This window comes from Tropicimonas sp. TH_r6 (assembly GCF_033101155.1).
Classification (GTDB): Bacteria; Pseudomonadota; Alphaproteobacteria; order Rhodobacterales; family Rhodobacteraceae; genus Tropicimonas.
The window spans coordinates 12,459-29,240 of sequence record NZ_JAWMPX010000021.1 but is presented as its reverse complement, the minus strand read 5'-3'; the positions used below and the strand labels follow the sequence as shown (position 1 = coordinate 29,240).

19 protein-coding genes are annotated in these 16,782 nt (G+C 63.1%); 7 read left to right on the top strand and 12 right to left on the bottom strand.

Annotated features, from left to right (window positions below; genetic code table 11):
• Positions 1–110: 110 nt before the first annotated feature.
• From R3X27_RS18120 to R3X27_RS18105, 4 genes are all read right to left on the bottom strand, one after another.
• Complete coding sequence (locus R3X27_RS18120) at positions 111–977, bottom strand: YjjW family glycine radical enzyme activase (protein ID WP_317710289.1); 867 nt, start codon at positions 975–977, stop codon at positions 111–113.
• Complete coding sequence (locus R3X27_RS18115; RefSeq protein WP_317710288.1) at positions 949–2,484, bottom strand: YjjI family glycine radical enzyme; 1,536 nt, start codon at positions 2,482–2,484, stop codon at positions 949–951. Before R3X27_RS18115 ends, R3X27_RS18120 begins: the two co-directional genes overlap by 29 nt.
• A gap of 96 nt (positions 2,485–2,580) precedes the next feature.
• The gene (locus tag R3X27_RS18110) at positions 2,581–3,693 is read right to left on the bottom strand and encodes an isocitrate/isopropylmalate dehydrogenase family protein (protein ID WP_317710287.1); all 1,113 of its coding nucleotides are present in this window, start codon (positions 3,691–3,693) and stop codon (positions 2,581–2,583) included.
• Positions 3,694–4,018: 325 nt separating this feature from the next.
• A complete protein-coding gene (locus R3X27_RS18105) occupies positions 4,019–5,020 on the bottom strand; it encodes a polyprenyl synthetase family protein (RefSeq protein ID WP_317710286.1) in 1,002 nt (333 codons plus the stop codon).
• A gap of 55 nt (positions 5,021–5,075) precedes the next feature.
• Here R3X27_RS18105 and R3X27_RS18100 point away from each other — a divergent pair, with 55 nt between their 5' ends.
• The 3 genes from R3X27_RS18100 (at position 5,076) to R3X27_RS18090 (ending at position 6,354) form a co-directional block, all read left to right on the top strand.
• A complete protein-coding gene (locus R3X27_RS18100) occupies positions 5,076–5,297 on the top strand; it encodes a DUF2007 domain-containing protein (RefSeq protein ID WP_317710285.1) in 222 nt (73 codons plus the stop codon).
• Between the two features lies 1 nt (position 5,298).
• Positions 5,299–6,060, top strand: coding sequence for a tRNA1(Val) (adenine(37)-N6)-methyltransferase (locus R3X27_RS18095; RefSeq protein WP_317710284.1), 762 nt, complete (start codon positions 5,299–5,301; stop codon positions 6,058–6,060).
• Between the two features lie 126 nt (positions 6,061–6,186).
• Positions 6,187–6,354 (top strand): YdcH family protein, encoded by a 168-nt coding sequence (locus R3X27_RS18090; RefSeq protein ID WP_317710283.1) that lies wholly within the window; start codon positions 6,187–6,189, stop codon positions 6,352–6,354.
• Here the strand turns inward: R3X27_RS18090 and R3X27_RS18085 are convergent.
• Positions 6,332–7,222 (bottom strand): DMT family transporter, encoded by an 891-nt coding sequence (locus R3X27_RS18085; RefSeq protein ID WP_317710282.1) that lies wholly within the window; start codon positions 7,220–7,222, stop codon positions 6,332–6,334. The genes R3X27_RS18090 and R3X27_RS18085 overlap by 23 nt on opposite strands.
• Before the next feature lie 120 nt (positions 7,223–7,342).
• Between R3X27_RS18085 and R3X27_RS18080 the strand changes: the two genes are divergently transcribed.
• Positions 7,343–8,125 (top strand): hypothetical protein, encoded by a 783-nt coding sequence (locus tag R3X27_RS18080; RefSeq protein WP_317710281.1) that lies wholly within the window; start codon positions 7,343–7,345, stop codon positions 8,123–8,125.
• A 293-nt stretch (positions 8,126–8,418) separates the two neighbouring features.
• Here R3X27_RS18080 and R3X27_RS18075 read toward each other — a convergent pair whose 3' ends face one another.
• From R3X27_RS18075 to R3X27_RS18065, 3 genes are all read right to left on the bottom strand, one after another.
• Positions 8,419–8,898: an RNA pyrophosphohydrolase gene (locus R3X27_RS18075; protein WP_317710280.1), complete on the bottom strand. Its 480-nt coding sequence runs from the start codon at positions 8,896–8,898 to the stop codon at positions 8,419–8,421.
• Positions 8,899–8,968: 70 nt separating this feature from the next.
• On the bottom strand, positions 8,969–9,880 hold the full coding sequence (gene mepA, locus R3X27_RS18070; protein ID WP_317710279.1) for a penicillin-insensitive murein endopeptidase: 912 nt from the start codon (positions 9,878–9,880) through the stop codon (positions 8,969–8,971).
• Positions 9,844–11,217: an MFS transporter gene (locus R3X27_RS18065; RefSeq protein WP_317710278.1), complete on the bottom strand. Its 1,374-nt coding sequence runs from the start codon at positions 11,215–11,217 to the stop codon at positions 9,844–9,846. Before R3X27_RS18065 ends, mepA begins: the two co-directional genes overlap by 37 nt.
• On the opposite strand from R3X27_RS18065, the gene R3X27_RS18060 reads away from it, so the two are divergent.
• Complete coding sequence (locus R3X27_RS18060) at positions 11,216–11,500, top strand: hypothetical protein (protein ID WP_317710277.1); 285 nt, start codon at positions 11,216–11,218, stop codon at positions 11,498–11,500. The two genes, R3X27_RS18065 and R3X27_RS18060, sit on opposite strands and share 2 nt — an antisense overlap.
• 147 nt (positions 11,501–11,647) lie before the next feature.
• Here the strand turns inward: R3X27_RS18060 and R3X27_RS18055 are convergent, their stop codons facing one another.
• From R3X27_RS18055 to R3X27_RS18040, 4 genes are all read right to left on the bottom strand, one after another.
• Positions 11,648–11,986: a hypothetical protein gene (locus tag R3X27_RS18055; protein ID WP_317710276.1), complete on the bottom strand. Its 339-nt coding sequence runs from the start codon at positions 11,984–11,986 to the stop codon at positions 11,648–11,650.
• 39 nt (positions 11,987–12,025) lie between these two features.
• Entirely contained in the window at positions 12,026–12,991 is a 966-nt protein-coding gene (locus tag R3X27_RS18050; RefSeq protein ID WP_317710275.1) for a hypothetical protein, read from the bottom strand.
• A 229-nt stretch (positions 12,992–13,220) separates the two neighbouring features.
• Complete coding sequence (gene dapD, locus R3X27_RS18045) at positions 13,221–14,060, bottom strand: 2,3,4,5-tetrahydropyridine-2,6-dicarboxylate N-succinyltransferase (protein WP_317710274.1); 840 nt, start codon at positions 14,058–14,060, stop codon at positions 13,221–13,223.
• Positions 14,061–14,129: 69 nt separating this feature from the next.
• Positions 14,130–15,053: a threonine/serine dehydratase gene (locus R3X27_RS18040; RefSeq protein WP_317710273.1), complete on the bottom strand. Its 924-nt coding sequence runs from the start codon at positions 15,051–15,053 to the stop codon at positions 14,130–14,132.
• A 66-nt stretch (positions 15,054–15,119) separates the two neighbouring features.
• Here R3X27_RS18040 and R3X27_RS18035 point away from each other — a divergent pair, with 66 nt between their 5' ends.
• Both R3X27_RS18035 and R3X27_RS18030 read left to right on the top strand, forming a co-directional pair.
• Positions 15,120–15,971, top strand: a complete 852-nt coding sequence (locus tag R3X27_RS18035) for an LOG family protein (RefSeq protein ID WP_317710272.1) — start codon at positions 15,120–15,122, stop codon at positions 15,969–15,971.
• A 247-nt stretch (positions 15,972–16,218) separates the two neighbouring features.
• On the top strand, positions 16,219–16,746 hold the full coding sequence (locus R3X27_RS18030; RefSeq protein WP_317710271.1) for an HdeD family acid-resistance protein: 528 nt from the start codon (positions 16,219–16,221) through the stop codon (positions 16,744–16,746).
• Positions 16,747–16,782: the final 36 nt, after the last annotated feature.

Below are 16,782 nucleotides of genomic sequence, written 5' to 3'. Positions count from 1 at the left end.
GCAAGTTTAGCGAAAGCGGAATGTGTGGCAAGCATACAAAAAGCTAGGAATCGTCACGATATTGGTAGTTTAGGCGGTCATTCGCCTATGCCACTGCCTCAAATTATCCCTCAGAGATACACGGTCGGCGTTTCGATCCGCATCACGCCAAGATCGGAGAGCCGTTGGGCCACCGCTTCCATCCCGTCTCGGGACGCAGTCGGCCAGACGGCGGCAGGGGGACGCACGCCGTGGGCCTGGAACGCATTGAGCCGAAGTCGGGGCGCCGGATCAAGCTCGTGCAAGAATTCCGTCAGGGCAACGATCTCTGCCTCCGTATCGGTCACGCCTGGAATGACGAGAAAACGGATCTCCTGAAGTTTCCCAGCCGCGTGCAGCAGGCGAGCGCTGTCGAGAACGCGGGCATTGTCCTGCCCCGTCAGGCGGCGATGGGTCTCGGCGTCGAGCGCCTTGATGTCGAGCATCACGCCATCCACGACGGGCAGGAGCCGCGCCCAGCCGCCCGGGCCGAGATAGCCGTTGCTGTCGACGAGGCAGCTCAGATGGGCAAGATCCGGAGCGTATTTGACCGCCGCGAAGAGCGCGACGAGGAATTTGAGCTGGGTCGTGGCCTCGCCGCCGGAGACCGTGATGCCGTCGAGGAAGGGGAGGTTTTCTCGCAGTACATCGAGCACCTCCGGCAACGACATCTCTCGGACCATCGGATTGGCATTGATCGGGCAGGCGCGCAGGCAATCGTCGCATTGGGTGCAGAGCGCCGGGTCGAACTCAACACGGCCCGCGCGGAGTTCAAGCGCGCCAGTCGGACAGGCGGGGATGCAATCGCCACAATGGGTGCAGAGTGCCATCGTGTGCGGATTGTGGCAGGTCAAACAGGCGAAATTGCACCCCTGCAGAAAGAGCACGAGCCGGTTGCCCGGCCCGTCCACGCAGGAGAAGGGCAGGAGCTTACTGACCGTAGCCCTGGGCGTATTCATGACCAATCACACGCGGCTTGCGCTCCAATATGCCGGTCACTTCGGCGGCTTCCGCGCCAAGACCGGTTGTATTGATGCGCGAACCTTCCTTGTTGCGGTATTTCTTCACGTCCGACAGCCGGATCATGTAGCCGGTGACGCGGACGAGATCGTTGCCGGCGACATTGGCGGTGAATTCGCGCATGCCACTGGCCAGCGCGCCTTTCGCCAGCGTGTAAAGCGCCTGCGGGTTGGCCTTCACGGTCTCGTCGATGGTCAGGATTTCGGAGATGCCGGACGGATAGAAGCGGTGATGCGGTGCAAGCGCCTTCACATGGGTCACCGGGTCCGGCTCTGTCCCGTAGGGGATGCGCACACCGGGGGTCGCTTCGAGATCGGAGCTGATTCCCGCCTGGGAATGCAGCAGCGCCCGGCCGCGCCAGGCATGTTTGACAGGCGTCGCCTCGACCTTCGCGGCCATCTGTTCCGAGATGCGATAGCCCAGTTCGTTCGCCTTCGTGTCGAAACCGTACTGGCCGGGCAGGCCGTCCTTCTCGCGCAGCAGGTTCACGGCCTCGGCCATGCCATAGATGCCAAACATGGCGGTGAAGCGGTCGCGGTCGATCCAGCCTTCCTCGACGATGAAATTCTCGAAGAAACCAGAGCGCTCGAAGAGCCAGGACATCCGCGTCTCGATCAGGCGGAATTGCAGCTCCATGTAATGCGGCAGGGCCCGTTGCAGGAAATCCTCCACGCCCTCGGAGCGGCGCGCGACCTCGTGCAGGTTGAGCCGCACCAGCGTCCCCGCGCCGCCCGCCGCCGGGAGCGCGTTGTAGCAGCTCACGATGCCATAGCCGCGCGCGTCGAAGGCGGCCTCATGCAGTGGGTGATTGGCGATATGCGGCTTGGAACAGGCGGCGATATTATCCGTCGCCATGCGCAGCAGTGTCTCGCCAGTGGTTTCAGGGTCGTAGAGCAGGGTCAGGTTCGGGGCGATCTGTTTCAGCTCGGCATCGACCTGCAAGATGGCGCGGGCGACGCGATTGTCCTCGGGGCCGATATTCGTGTGCAGGAAGGCATCTGGCAGGACGCGGTCGATATAGCGCCAGAGCAAGCGGATCTTCGTGACGAGGTCGTCATGGCCGACGCCGTCGCAGAACGGCAGCAGCAGCTGGTCCAGATGGCCGATGAAAACCGGCATGGCGGTGACAGATGGCGTGTGATGCCAGGCGATCATCAGGCAGTTGATCGCCTCGTCCAGCGTCCTTGGCGGGGCCAGTTCGAGATAGTCGGAGCCATTGGCCAGCAACACGCCGAAATCGGGCAAGACATAGCGCGGCTTGTAGGGCGCGTGACCCTCGACGAGATCGCAAAGAACGCCGTCCGCGAGCGCTTGAGCCGCCTCCGGGTCGCCCTCCGGATAAGGCAGCGCGTTCTCCGCTTCCAGCGAGAGGAAGCGTGCTTTCTGGGACGGATTCAGGGTCGGGTCGGTGACAATCTTTTGGATCTTGTCGAGATCGAGGGACATCTGCGGCTCCGGACAGGATGGGTCGTGCCAGCCTACCGCAAAAGCCCCCTCCGGGGAACGGACGAGATCGCCGCGTCCTCGTCGCCCCCGCCGCAGTCAGGCGGCGGCGTCGACACGCTCGACCAGCCGCAACAGTTCCTCGGTGACCGCTTCCGTTCCCATATCGCCGCCGAATTCCATCGGACGAAGCCGGTTCTCGGCAAACCCCGCCTCGACGGCCGCCTCGATCAGGACGCTCGCCCGTGAGCACCCCGGCGCGTCAAGCTTTTCGCCAAGGTAGTCGAGCATCAAGGCGCCGGACAGGATCGCCGCGAGCGGGTTGGCCTTGTCCTGCCCCATGATGTCCGGCGCCGAGCCATGGGCCGGCTGGAACAAGCCGATCTCGTCGCCGATCTCGCCGCAGGCCGCCATGCCCATACCGCCTACCAGCCCGCCTGCGAGATCCGACAGGATGTCGCCGAACATGTTCTCGGTGACCAGCACGTCGGCCTCCCACGGCTTGCGGATCAGGTCCAGCGCCTGGGCATCGACATAGCTGTGCGAGACCTCGACATCGGGGAATTCCGAGCGGATCTCGTCGAAGATCTTGCGGAAGAAGGCCAGCGAAGCAAAGACATTCGCCTTGTCGACACAGGTCAGCCGCCCGGACCGGCCCCGCGCCTTGCGTTTGCGCGCGAGGCGAAAGGCGAAGCGGTGCAGACGCTCGGTCACGCTGCGCGAAATCCTGAGAGTGTCATAGACCGCCTCGTCGCCGACCACCTTCGCGCGGCCATGCACGGCGGCGGAATAGAACAGCCCTTCGGTGGATTCGCGCAGGATGACCATGTCGATCCCCTTTGCGCGTGGGTCGGCCAGCCGTTGCGGCGCGTTCGGATAGGCCCGGACCGGGCGCATCCCGGCATAGAGCTGGTAGCGGTCGCGCAAACGCAGATGCGGCGAGATTTCGGTGCCGTCGGCGTGACGAATGGAAGGAAGGCCGATCGCACCGAGGAAGATCGCATCCCCCTCCCCTGCCCGCTCCTCACCGCCGGGCTCGATATCGGCGCCGGTCTCGGCATAGCAGGTTGCGCCCGCGCGGATCTCGAAATAGTCCGGCAAGGGAGCGCCCACGGCGTCGAGCGCGGCATCGACGACCCGGATTGCGGCCTCGGACACATCGATCCCGATTCCGTCTCCCTTGATGAGAGCGATCCGCGGCTGGGTCTTCACATCTGCCTCCCTGGAATCGGGTCCGTGGTCCATGCCACGCGCCCCGCACCGACCCGGTTCTGCCGGATTGGAACATCATTCACACTTGCGGAGCGTCACGTCAAATACTTTATCGTATACATAAAGGAAGGAAGGCTCGGGCTGGCGTCACAGCATTCGAACGATCCGCCTTGTGCCAGCCAGGTCCCAAGAAGATCAGGGCGCGGCGCGCGGATTCCAAAGCTCCAGACCGCCGGGACAATCCAGCGCTGGTTCGGCAGACTTGATTCCGTTCAGATTTTCGCCCCGACGGCACCGATCGGCGCAATGCCGTCAGGCAGATCCCCTAACGAACACGCGCCACCACGTAATCCGCCAGATCCGCCAGCATGGCGCGGATCTCACTCGGGGGAAGCACCTCCAGCGCCGATTTGGCCCGCCCTGCCCAGACAAGGGCTTCCTGCCGCGTGCTCTCCATCGTGCCATGTTTCCCGATCAGCTCCAGCGCATGGTCGAGATCGCCCTCGCGCTGGTCGCCTTTCTCGATACAACGAGACCAGAAGGCACGCTCCGCATCATCGGCCTTCGCCACCGCCTTGATCACGGGCAGGGTCAATTTCCGCTCGCGGAAATCATCCCCGACATTCTTGCCCGTCACACCCGCATCACCGCCGTAATCCAACAAGTCGTCCACAATCTGGAAGCTGATACCCAGCGCGTCGCCGAAATCGCGCAGCGCCGTGACCTGCGCTTCCTCGGCACCGGCAACCACACCGCCAACCTCACAGGCCGCCGCAAAGAGCGCAGCGGTCTTGCCACGGATCACCTGGAGGTAGATCGCCTCGGTTGTCCCCAGATCTTGTGCTGCAGTCATCTGCAGCACCTCGCCCTCGGCAATCACGGCCGAAGCGTTGGCGAGGATATCCATCACCCGCAGGCTGTCCGTCTCCACCATCAACTGGAAGGAGCGCGCGAAGAGGTAATCGCCCACCAGAACGGAGGATTTGTTGTCCCAGAGCAGATTGGCCGTCGGCCGGCCGCGCCGCTTCGCACTCTCGTCCACCACGTCGTCATGCAGCAGCGTCGCAGTATGGATGAACTCCACAGTCGCGGCCAGCTTTACATGGTGATCGCCTTCGTAGCCGCACATCCGCGCCGCCGCGAGCGTCAGCATGGGCCGCAGCCGCTTGCCGCCCGCCTCGACAAGATGCGCCGTCACTTCCGGAATGCGGGGGGCATGTTCGGAGGCCATCCGCGTGCGGATCAGCTCATTCACCCGCCCCATTTCGCCGGCCAGAACGGCGGCAAGGCGGTCATGCGGTTTCTGGCTGGCGTCGTCCACGCTCATCACGGTCTCGTAACTCCGCTCGACAAGGCGGTGGGCCTTCTCTTAACTCTTGGTCATGAAAGAGGTTTTACGCACGAACGACCCCACCGCGATCGCCTTCGCAAAATCCCTCCTCGCAGGCGAGGATATAGACTGCTTCGAAATGGACGTCCATATGAGCGTCCTCGAAGGGTCGATTGGCGTGCTTCCACGCCGATTGATGGTCCTCGACCGCGACCTGTTCCTCGCCCGGGCCGCCCTGCGCGACAACGGGTTGACGGTTACGGAGGATCGCTAGGATGTCAGCCTTGACCCGCGACAGGTATCTCGGCGGGACGCTGGAGCTCTGGCAACCCGTCGATGGCTATCGTGCCGGGATCGACCCTGTCCTCCTTGCCGCCGCCTGCCCCGCGAAACCGGGTCAGACAGTGCTGGAGCTTGGCTGCGGCATCGGCACAGCGGCGCTCTGCCTCGCTGCACGGGTGCCCGACTTGTCGCTGGTCGGCATAGAGCGACAACCGGAGATCGCCGCCCTCGCCCGCCGCAACGTGGAAGATTGCGGCGCACCGATGGAGATCGTCGAAGGCGATCTGCAGCACCTTCCGGCGGCGTTGCGCCAACGCAGTTTCGATCATGTCATCGCGAACCCGCCCTATTTCCTGCGCAGCGAGTCCCACGCCTCGTCCCACCCCTCCCGCGAGGCGGCGATGGGAGAGGAGACGCCGCTTCATGTCTGGCTGGAGGTTGCGGGAAAGCGTCTCGTCCCGAAAGGCTGGCTGACGATGATCCACCGTGCCGAGCGGCTGGCCGACCTGCTTGCCGGGCTCGACGGCTTCGGATCGGTCCAGATCCTGCCGCTCCAACCGCGTACGGACCGGGATGCGAGCCTTGTTCTGCTGCGTGCGCGCAAGGGAGGACGGGCCGCCCTGCGCCTGCATGCTCCACTCCTCTTGCATCGAGGGCGGATGCATGAATTCGACGGTGACGATTACACGGAAACCGTGTCGTCGGTCCTGCGCCGCGGTGCGGCCCTGCCGGGCTTTGGCGATTTCCCTAAATAGGTGCTTTGTTCCGGTTTTTACAGGCGCGACATAAAATATTCACCCAGCATGTCGGTTCAACGTGACACGACTCGAAATTCGTGCTGCACTTGATTCGCAAACAGACCCTAAAAGGAGAAGTAGGCTATGTCCGAGTCCGTCCGCGTTGAAGAACTCCGCAAGAAACACGCCACTCTTTCGGCGAAAGTGGAAGAGATTCAATCTGCCCCAGGCTCCGACGACCTCGAAATCGTAGAACTCAAGAAACAGAAGCTTAGAATCAAGGAAGAGATTACGCGTCTGACGACTGCGTGACCTTTCGGGGGCGGGTGCTGGCACGAGCGGCCAGCGCAGCGCCTCCAGTGATGAGCGCCGCCGCCAGAAGGAGTTTCGGCGTCGGCGCCGCCAGCCCGGCCAGGATGAGGGCCAGCGTCGACAGAAGCGGCGCCGCGTAGCTGGCAACCCCGAGAAGCTGGATGTCCCCCTGCTTCACCCCGATATCCCAGACATAGAACGCCAGACCGACCGGCCCCAGCCCGAGTGCGGCAACGCTGGCCCATGCCAGAGCGGTCTGCGGCACAACGGTTTCTTCCAAAGCAAAATGTGCGATCCCGGACAGCAGCGCTGTTGCCAGGCAGAAAATGGCGACGGTTTCCGTCGGTGTCTGCCCAAGACGGCGCGAGAGCACCGAATATCCGGACCAGAAAAAGGCGCAGAGCAGCGCCATCGCATAGCCGGGCAAGGCGCTGCCGCCAAAGCTCGTGCCGTCGCCGAGAATGATCAACGCCGCTCCCACAAATCCGAGCGCACCACCAAGCAGGTGTCCTGCACGCAGGCGTTCTCCGGGAAGCAGCCCGGACATCAGTACGATCAGGAGCGGCCAAAGATAGGCAATCAGCCCGGCCTGCGCCGGCGGAGCAAGGCGAAGGGCCGAGAAATAGAACAGGTGGTAGCCGAACAGTCCCGTCGTTCCAAAGGCATATACCTTCCAGCTCGTATTGCGGAGCCGGTGTGCGCCGCCCCCCAGGATGATCCAGAGCCCCCCGATCATACCACCGATGGCAAAGCTCATCGCGGTCAGTTGAAGCGGCGGAACCGGCGCGCTTCCGACGGTGAAAAGAGCCAGGAGCGACCATAGGAGGACAGCGATGAAGCCGATGGCTGTAGCACGGGTGCGGGTCATGGCACCCCCTTGCGAGAATTCAACGCTGGGGTCAACAGCCGGGGGGCAGGTTCGAGAAACGAAATGTGAACATCTTTGAGGCAAAAGAGACGGGAATCCTGCACTCAGAACGAGGCGCGCATGACTTCCGGGAGAATCCTTCTGTTCCTGACTTTGCCTCTGGCAGCGATCTTGCTGTCGGCGCCGGACAGGGCCGCAGCCGAACCCAGCCCACTCTTCGCGGAAGGCCCGCTGTTTCAGCAGAACGAAGCTCTTTTGACCATTTCTCAGCCCGCGCCCAATCAGGGTGCGCGCCCCAATGGCGCGTCTCTTTTCGTCGGTCGCGACGGCCGAAGCCTCTTTGCCCCGGTGCATCCGTCATCTGCACCGTCGTCGACCTGGGGCAAGAGACAACGCATCGTGCTGGGGTTGGTTCCGAACGCAACTGCCCAGACCCACCGGATTCTCCACCTGATCGCGCAAGCCGAGGCCGGACAGATGGGGTACGATGCGGTTCAGCATGGCGCAAAAATACTCCCGGCGCGCCGCCCGACGGCCCTGAGCCTTGCCGAGGTCTTCCAGTGGATCGAGGACACGCCGGGCCAGCAACACGCGATCGGGCGATACCAGTTCATCCCAAAGACCTTGCAGCGGCTGGTCAGCGATCTTGGGATCGATCGGCGAAGCATCTTCACACCGCAACTGCAGGACCGGCTGGCCAACCGGCTCCTGGAAGAGGCCGGCCTGAGCCGACTTGCTGCCGGCGAGATGACGCGCCACCAATACATGAACAACCTCGCGAAGATCTGGGCCGGGCTTCCGACGAGCAGTGGGAAGTCGCATTATCATGGCTATGCCGGGAACCGGGCGACCATGAGCTGGGCCAGCTTCGATGCCGAGATGGCACGAATCTTCCCCGGATGACCCATGTAGCAGAGAAATGACGTTCACCGCGACAGTGCCGCGCGCAGCGCTCGTCCCAAAGACCGATCTGCGCAAGACGGAATCGGTTTGCAGACAATAGATGTCGCGTTGAACGCATATTGATTCTCGACGCCAGTGAACCCGGCGGTCCATTGCGCAAGCCTATGGATGTCAACCGGCAGGGATGGAGGACGAAAGCCCCGCGCGAAGACCGGACTGCCGGGACCTATACGCGGTTCTTGAAGCTGGATGCGGCAGGGCTGCGCGTTTCGTGACCTCCTGTCTTTGCCGGGTCAGAGATGCCCGGCGAAGGCCGTCACGACCTCCTCATAGACGGCCCGCTTGAAAGGCACGATATTGTCCACAAGTTCTCCTGACGGCAGCCAGCGCCATTCGGAGAATTCCGGGTGCTCACTCTCGATCCGAACCTGTTCATCGGTCCCGCGGAAGCGCAAAAGCACCCATTTCTGTTTCTGACCGCGATATTTGCCCTTCCAGATCTTGCCGACCAGGTGATCGGGCAGGTCGTATTTCACCCACCCTTCCGTTTCGGTGACAAATTCCACGAGGTCGGCGGTCACGCCCGTCTCCTCCCAGAGTTCGCGCAGGGCTGCATCGCGATGTTTCTCGCCCTTGTCGATGCCCCCTTGGGGCATTTGCCAGGCAGGCACGTCACTATCGAGGCGCTGGCCAACGAAGACATGCCCGTCGCCATTGACGAGCATGACACCGACACAGGGGCGATACGGGAGCTTGGAGCGATCCTTGGTCATGTCGCGTTTATCGGAACGCCGCGCCCCGGAGGCAAGAGGCGCATTGCCTCGGGGCGCTCCGTTGAGACCGTTATCTCGACGCCAGAACGGCGCTGCATTGGTTCGGCAGATCCGACATCGTGAAATCCCGCGCGCTTTTCTTCTTCGGCGTTGGTTTCGCGGGCTTCGCGGATTTTGACGCCTTTGGCGGGTTCAAGTAGTCGGTCACCCACCATTCCAGAGTCTCGTCGCAACCCGTGCCGCCCTTGGACAGCTCCTTGACGGTCGGTTTCTGGGTCACACATCCCCGCGCGCCCTTGGGGCATTTCAGCCGCACATGGAAATGATAGTTGTGGCCGTAGATCGGACGGATCTTCTGCAACCACTTCCTGTCCTTGCGCTTCGCGGTCTTGCAGAACTGGATCTTGACCGGCGGGGTGACGAAGATCCGGTCGACCCGTGGATCCAGCGCCGCTTTCTTCAGAATCGCCGCGTGGGTGGCCGTCCAGTTGCCGTTGACCGATCTCTGGCTCTCGGCACGGACATTGATAGAGCTGATCTTCTCCCGATCACGCCGACTCAGCCGAAGGTTGGTCGCCGGTTTCATCCAGATATCGACATCGAGCCCGACCTGATGCGAGGCATGGCCAGAGGTCATCGGCCCGCCACGCGGCTGCGAGATATCGCCGACATAGAGCCCCTTCCAACCGACCGTTGCCGCATAGGCACTGAGATCCTTGATGAAGTCGATCATCTCCGGCTGGCCCCAATTCCGGTTGCGCGACAAGCGCATCGCCTGCCAGGTCGGGCCGGTCTCGGGAAGCTGCACATTTCCGGCCGCGCAACCTTTGGAATAAAAGCCGATCGGCTGGGATTTCTGCCGCGAGGCTTCGGGCTTCGCACCGAAGAGCTGGTTGGCCCTGGGCTCGGCTCCCGCAATGCTGGCGGACACGGCCAGAAGGGCGATCAGCCCTGCGCCGACGACTCGTCTGATGGTGAACATTCTGCTCTCTCCCCTTCGGCTTTGACCCAGAATAGCAGCAGCAGGCCAAGCAGGAAGAGAATTATCAGCGGCAGGATTCCCATTTGCTGGCTTCCGCTCAGGTCAGTCACAAGCCCGATTGAGAGTGGCGCGAGAAATGAGGTCGCCTTGCCGGCGAGCGCATAAATCCCGAAGGCCTGGGTCATGCGCGCCGGATCCGCCTGACGGCACACCATCGTCCGGCTTGCCGCTTGCAGCGACCCGCCCGCCGCACCGATCACCCCCCCGACCACATAGAAACTGAGATCCGGCAGGAAGCTCTCAGGGCCGACCGGGAGGCCAAATACACTTTCACGGGAAACGAAGACCACCGCCACCGTGACCGCCGTCAGTGCCAGAACGGAGATGACAATGACCGGCTTGGGGCCGTAGCGGTTGTCCGCGATACCGCCGAGCCAGGCGAAAAGCGCTGCGGAAATCACCGCGATGATGCCGAAAATGCCGGTATCGATGACGCTCCAGCCGAGGATACCGGCAGCATAGAGGCCACCAAAAATATAGAGACCGTTCAGCGCGTCACGGTAGAACATCGAAGCGCCGAGAAAGGCGAAGAGCGACGGCGCGGAAGGCAGCGAGCGCAGCGTGCCCCGCAGCTCGGGCCAGGCATCGCGTGCAGCGTCCCAGAGCGGTTCGGTGACGTGGGATTTCGATTCTCGTACCCAGGCGAAGAAGGGGATGACGAAGACCAGGTACCAGATCATCGTAAACGGGCCGACAAAGCGCGTGCCTTCACGCGTCTCCGGATCAAGGCCGAAGGCAGGAGCGAGGCCGAGCAGGGTCCTGCCCTCCGCATTTTCGGCGAAGAAGAACAGCATGATGACAAGAGCCACCACGCCCCCGGCATATCCGAAGGCCCAGCCAGAGCCGGAGATCCCACCAATTTCCTCGTCTTCCCCGAGTTCGGGCAATAGCGAATTGGTGAAGATCGTGGCGAATTCCATGCCGATGATACCGATGGCGAACAAGGCCAGAATCAGCGTGAGGTTTATCCCGTCCGGCACCGCAAACCAGACGGAGCCCGCGCCGATCAGGTAGAGCACGGAGAAACCGGCCACCCAGCCAATGCGATGCCCACCCTTGTCGGCCATGGCGCCGAGAAAGGGCGCCATCAGAGCGATAACCAGCCCGGCCGCGCCCACCGTGTAGCCCCAGGCCGCCTGCGCGGCCGCGCCGTCACGCATCACTTCCTTGATGTAAGGGGCAAAGATGAAGGTCAGGAGCAGCGTGCTGTAAGGCTGGCTCGCCCAATCGAAGAAGAACCATCCCCAGATACGTTTCCGGTGGGAAATCACTGCCATGCCTGCCCCGCGCGTTTCTGACGGCATAGAGCATGAAGCCATGTGCGGCGGCAAGCTGCGGCTGACGCTATTCGGCGTATTGCGCCAGTACGACCGTTTGCGGACCGATATCCTCGCCAAGGACGATCGCGAAAGCGATCATTGCAGCTTCATGATGCTCGGGCGCAACCATCGGCCCGAAGCGAACGGCACAGGCGAAGAGGCCGGCGATGAGTGCCAGGGCAGCTGCGGTTCCGCGGAGCAGGGACAGGAAGTTCATGACGGCCTCGGTCTGTTGGTCTGACCCGAAACTGCCAGCCGCCTTCGGCAAGAATGAGACCACGCTTTGACATTTGCCAGCGCCTCGCTCCGCAAAAGCCACACATCCGCCCCATTCGAGGCGCCGAAGCTATTGTTTCTGAATGGTAAACGCGTCGTTTCCCATTTTAGATCAATCGAAGAACGGCGTCATCTGGGCGACGATGACCGAATTCTCGGCCAGCGCGCGATCCATCATGGCTCGCTCATCCGCTTCGACTTCGTGGCCGTCCTCCAGCCGCTCCTGCAACGTGCCATAGCCGGTCACATCCAGCGGGGCGAGGTCGGCCTGTTTCAGGATTGCCACCGTCTCCCGGACGGCCTCCGCCTCATCGACGCCGGAGGCGTAGCACATCAGCGCAGCCCCAGTGGCGTTCTTGGGCAGCCCGTCATCCTCGTGGCGGCCGACCTGGACCAGCAGCGTGTAGACCTGCTGCGGCTTTTTCGGTTTCTTTGGCTTATCCTTGCTCATGCGCTGCCCATAGGAGGTCTTGCGCCGCTTGCCAAGGGCTCAGCCGACGCGCGCGCCGCTCTGACCGCCCGAGAAGCTCTCGTCCAGCACCGGCAACAAGGAGATCCCTTCCATCCGCTGCGGATCTGCCATGCGATTCGGCTGCGGAGCCCATCGCGGGTCCACCTCGTAGAGATAGCGCAGCCCGGCGAGGATCGGGCGCCCCGACATCTCGTCCAGACCCAGCCATGTCTCGACTGTCTCCGGCCAGAGCGTGATGGAGAACCACCCCTCATCGTCACGGCTTTGCACCGCCTGCAGCAGCAGTAGCGCCGTTGCTGGACGGAAGGCCATATGCGACGGGTTGGACGCCATGGCGAGCAGTGGCTCGAAGAGCGGACTGTCTCCGGTCAGCGGCTGTTGCGGGATGCCGGCCAGCAGCATCCGCAGTTGCGGCAGGACCAGCGGCGCCATCTGCGACCCGACAATCTCCTCGACAGCGCCGACAAGCTTCGCCCGGTCCCGGCTGGCCAGCTGCAACAAGTCGGAGACAACCTTCTCGATGCCCTGAGTCAGATGCGCCAGCTGCGGTTCCGGATCGGGCAGGCGCACCCGGCCGAGCGACGCGCCGGCCAGGAAGCTCTGGGCGATTGCCGCCCGGTCATGCGCCGGCAAGGCGAAATAGGCCGGATGGAAACTTGACCAGAACTGCCCCAGATCGTCCTGCCCCAACCCGCTTTGTAGCCGGTCCGCGAGCAGGATGGCGGTCGCGGCGGCAAAGGCGGCCGGGTCTGCCTCGGGTTGGGTGGCGGCGAAGAGCAGTGCGTCCAGCAACTGTTGGTCCTGCTCTGTCTCCAGCCGGGCGCCCTGATGCAATATCAGCCGCGTCAGCGCCTGCGCATCAGCACCGCGCGCCCGGTCGGCAGGCGGAATTCGGGCCTCTATGCCCTTTATCGCCGAACGGGGTTGCCGTCCGGCAGTCGCGCGCAGGTCCATGATGGCCTGCAGGGCTCGGAAACCGAGCATGGGGGATTGTTGTACCAGCATGATTGTTGACAATGCCGAACAAATCTGCCGGAAAATTGGCATATAGTTTATTGAAAATGTTCATTTTTTGATTCTAGCCCCCGATTGAACACACAGTCGAAACAATGCTGACATCAAGCGGCGCTTTGGCCAGAATCCCGCCACAAAGACACGCAGGGCCCGCCGGAATGGCGGGCCCTGGCTGTTTCAGGCGTCCGTAAAAGACGAATCAATCGCGCAGCAATTCGTTGATGCCGGTCTTGGAGCGGGTCTGCGCATCGACGCGCTTCACGATCACCGCGCAATAGAGGTTGATGCCGTTCTTCGAAGGCATCGAGCCGGAGACGACGACCGAATAGGGCGGCACCTCGCCATAGCTGACTTCGCCGGTCTCGCGATCGACGATCTTGGTCGACTTGCCGATGAAGACGCCCATGCCGAGCACGGAGCCCTCGCGGACGATGCAGCCCTCAACCACCTCGGAGCGGGCGCCGATGAAGCAATTGTCCTCGATGATGGTCGGGCCGGCCTGCATCGGCTCCAGCACGCCGCCAATGCCGACCCCGCCGGAGAGATGCACGTTCTTGCCGATCTGGGCGCAGGAGCCGACCGTAGCCCAGGTATCGACCATGCTCCCCTCGTCGACATAGGCGCCGAGATTGACGAAGGAGGGCATCAGCACCACGCCGGGAGCGATGTAAGCGGATTTGCGCACGATACAGTTGGGCACGGCACGGAAGCCGGCCTCAGTCCACTCGGCATCGCCCCAGCCCTTGAACTTGCTGTCGACCTTGTCCCACCAGTGACCACCCTGCGGACCGCCATCCTGCTGTTCCATGTCCTTGACACGAAAGCCGAGCAGCACCGCCTTCTTGGCCCATTGGTTCACATGCCAGTCACCGGTTTCCAGCTTCTCGGCGACTCGCAGCGTGCCGTGATCCAGCGCGGCGAGCGTGTCCTCGATGGCTTCCAGCGTCTCGCCGCCGGTATGCGGATTGATCGTGTCGCGGATCTCCCAGGCAGCCTCGATGGCCTGTTCCAGCTGGGCATTGGTCTGAGCGTTCGACATGGGGGCTTCCTGTTGCGTCTGTTCTGGTTGCGGCCTGCTCTACAATGCAGGCCGATCTCAGGCAATCCTTCAGCCGATCGGGTCCGGCGAGACATTGGCACCGCAGAGAAGCAGCGCGACCCGCTCGCCCGGCTCGGGCTGGTAGGCACCGCTGCGCAGGGCGGCGAGGCCGACCGCGCTCGCCGGTTCGACCAGCAGCCGCAGCTTGTCCCAGAGATGGCGCTGCGCTTCGAGGATCGCCGCGTCGTTCACGGTCACGGTTTCCACCAGTTGCTCGACCCCGAGCCCATGGCAGATCTTGCCGATCTTGCGCGCCCCAAGCGAATCCGCAGCGATGCCGGAGACGTTGATCTCCGCGTCGATCCCTTCGCGCATGGCAGTGTAGAACGTCGCGCAGCCCTCGGATTCCACGGCCACGACCTTCCGCTCCTCCCCGAACCAGGCCATCGCACCGGCGATCAACCCGCCACCACCAACCGCCACGAGAAGGGTATCCGCATCGAGCCCCTGAGCCTCCCACTCGCGGAACACCGTGCCCTGCCCCTCTACCGTCGCCGGCGCATCATAGGCATGGATCTGCAGCGCGCCGCTCTGTTCCTCCCAGGCCCGCGCCTCTTCCAGCGCATTGGCATAGGCGCCGGGCACGACGACGAGATCCGCGCCGGTTTTCTCGATCAGACGGATCTTCGAGATCCCGGCCACTTCCGGCACGAAGATCTTCGCCGGCAAGTCGAGCTTGGCAGCAGCATAGGCCACCGCCGCGCCATGGTTGCCGCCAGAGGCCGCCACAACCCCTGCGGGCGGGACATCCTGCGACAGGATCGCATTAAAGGCGCCGCGCGGCTTGAAGGTGCCGGTGTGCTGCATCTGCTCCAGCTTCACCTCGACCAGCCGCTCGTTCCACAGCGCGTGGGTTTCCATCAGCGGCGTGCGACGCAGCAGTCCGGCGGTCCGGTCCGCGGCAGCGTCGATGCGCTCTCTCCAGTCGTTCATTTAGCTTTCCTCTCGCAGCGGCTCGGTCTAGCGTCGGGAAACACAAAAATCACAGTGACGCGCCAGATGAAAGACGATCCATCCAACCGCTCCTTCCGCGATGCGCAGGAAGATATCAAGACCTCATCGGGTGTTCCGGACACGGAACAGACCCGTTCGCCGGCCTACAGGCTGGCTTATGACGATCTTGACTTCATCCTGCGCGACCAGCTTCGACCGATCCGGTTGCAGCTCGAGCTGTTGAAACCGGAAGTTGTCATGAAGGAGCAGGGGGTGGATTCCACCATCGTGCTCTTCGGCGGCGCACGGATCCTGCCCCCCAGCGAAGCGGAGAACGCGCCAACGCCCGAGATGGCCGCGATGTCCCGCTTCTATGACGAGGCGCGGACCTTCGCCCGGGTCATGACCGAGCGTAGCCTGGAACGGTCCGGCGGGCGAGACGACATCATCATCACCGGCGGCGGCCCCGGCGTGATGGAGGCGGGCAATCGCGGCGCGGCGGATGCCGGAGGCAAGTCGATCGGGCTCAATATCGTGTTGCCGCACGAGCAGGCTCCGAACGAATTTGTGACGCCGGAGCTCTGCTTCAACTTCCACTATTTCGGCGTGCGCAAGATGCATTTCCTGATGCGCGCCTCGGCCATTGCCATTTTCCCCGGCGGGTTCGGCACGATGGACGAGCTGTTCGAGACGCTGACGCTGATCCAGACCGGGCGCATGAAGCAGGTGCCATTCCTGCTCTTCGGCCGCGATTTCTGGGAGCGCGTGATCGATTTTGAAGCGCTGGCCGAGGTTGGCACGATCAGCCCGGAAGACCTCGACCTGTTCAAAATTGTCGAGACAGCCGAAGAGGCCGTGGCGGCGATCGACAGCTGGCAGAATGTCGGCGTCAAGCGCGGGGAAGTCCCCGGACGCTAGGATCCCGGCCACCGCAGGCACAGGGCAACTCGCCCTACCGTTGCGTCGCCGCGCGACGGATGACGAAAATGCCTTGGAAAAGAAAAGAGCTTTCAGCTATCGGTTGAAGGACGCCATGCGTCAACCGGGGAGTGAGGTCTTTACCAATGCACATGGAGCAGCCCTTCGGCAGGGACCTGCCACCCCCGCCTGACACGACGCCCGGGCGCATTGCGCGCCTGCAACACCTGATCGAGGCATACCGCTCATGACCAATCGCATTCTCTGGATCCTCATGGCCCTGCTGGCCATCGTTGGCGGCGCCTTTGCGCTGGCCAATCCCTTTGCCGCCTCGATGGCGGCCACCGTCATTGCCGGCTGGGTCTTCATCTTCACCGGCTTCTTCCAGGCCATCGCCGGATTTCGCGCCGAGGGCACCGGCGCCAAGATCTTCACCATTCTTCTTGGTTTGCTCGGCATCTGGGTCGGCATCACCCTGCTCGGGCACCCGCTCAAGGGCATGGTCGCGCTGACCACCGTCGTTGCCGTCATGTTCATCGCCTCCGGCATCGCCAAGATCGTGCTGTCCTTCTCGCTGGAGGACCGCAGTTTCTTCTGGATGATCATGATCTCCGGCATCGCCTCGACGGCGCTCGGCGTGGTGATCTTTGCCAACTTTCCGGTTTCGGCGGCCACGTCGCTCGGCCTGCTGCTGGGCATCAACCTGATTTTCGACGGCATCTCCGCCTTCGCAATGGCCTTTACCAGCGACGGACAGGCAGAAGGCGAAGCCTGATCGCACGGCAACCGAAACGGAGAAGGCCGTCGCGCG

Bases quoted from the DNA above. Each gene is read 5' to 3' on its own strand.
- R3X27_RS18120 (WP_317710289.1), bottom strand. From the start codon at position 977: ATGAATACGCCCAGGGCTACGGTCAGTAAGCTCCTGCCCTTCTCCTGC.
- R3X27_RS18115 (WP_317710288.1), bottom strand. From the start codon at position 2,484: ATGTCCCTCGATCTCGACAAGATCCAAAAGATTGTCACCGACCCGACC.
- R3X27_RS18105 (WP_317710286.1), bottom strand. From the start codon at position 5,020: ATGAGCGTGGACGACGCCAGCCAGAAACCGCATGACCGCCTTGCCGCC.
- R3X27_RS18100 (WP_317710285.1), top strand. From the start codon at position 5,076: ATGAAAGAGGTTTTACGCACGAACGACCCCACCGCGATCGCCTTCGCA.
- R3X27_RS18095 (WP_317710284.1), top strand. From the start codon at position 5,299: ATGTCAGCCTTGACCCGCGACAGGTATCTCGGCGGGACGCTGGAGCTC.
- R3X27_RS18090 (WP_317710283.1), top strand. From the start codon at position 6,187: ATGTCCGAGTCCGTCCGCGTTGAAGAACTCCGCAAGAAACACGCCACT.
- R3X27_RS18085 (WP_317710282.1), bottom strand. From the start codon at position 7,222: ATGACCCGCACCCGTGCTACAGCCATCGGCTTCATCGCTGTCCTCCTA.
- R3X27_RS18080 (WP_317710281.1), top strand. From the start codon at position 7,343: ATGACTTCCGGGAGAATCCTTCTGTTCCTGACTTTGCCTCTGGCAGCG.
- R3X27_RS18075 (WP_317710280.1), bottom strand. From the start codon at position 8,898: ATGACCAAGGATCGCTCCAAGCTCCCGTATCGCCCCTGTGTCGGTGTC.
- mepA (WP_317710279.1), bottom strand. From the start codon at position 9,880: ATGTTCACCATCAGACGAGTCGTCGGCGCAGGGCTGATCGCCCTTCTG.
- R3X27_RS18060 (WP_317710277.1), top strand. From the start codon at position 11,216: ATGCCTGCCCCGCGCGTTTCTGACGGCATAGAGCATGAAGCCATGTGC.
- R3X27_RS18065 (WP_317710278.1), bottom strand. From the start codon at position 11,217: ATGGCAGTGATTTCCCACCGGAAACGTATCTGGGGATGGTTCTTCTTC.
- R3X27_RS18055 (WP_317710276.1), bottom strand. From the start codon at position 11,986: ATGAGCAAGGATAAGCCAAAGAAACCGAAAAAGCCGCAGCAGGTCTAC.
- R3X27_RS18050 (WP_317710275.1), bottom strand. From the start codon at position 12,991: ATGCTCGGTTTCCGAGCCCTGCAGGCCATCATGGACCTGCGCGCGACT.
- dapD (WP_317710274.1), bottom strand. From the start codon at position 14,060: ATGTCGAACGCTCAGACCAATGCCCAGCTGGAACAGGCCATCGAGGCT.
- R3X27_RS18040 (WP_317710273.1), bottom strand. From the start codon at position 15,053: ATGAACGACTGGAGAGAGCGCATCGACGCTGCCGCGGACCGGACCGCC.
- R3X27_RS18035 (WP_317710272.1), top strand. From the start codon at position 15,120: ATGAAAGACGATCCATCCAACCGCTCCTTCCGCGATGCGCAGGAAGAT.
- R3X27_RS18030 (WP_317710271.1), top strand. From the start codon at position 16,219: ATGACCAATCGCATTCTCTGGATCCTCATGGCCCTGCTGGCCATCGTT.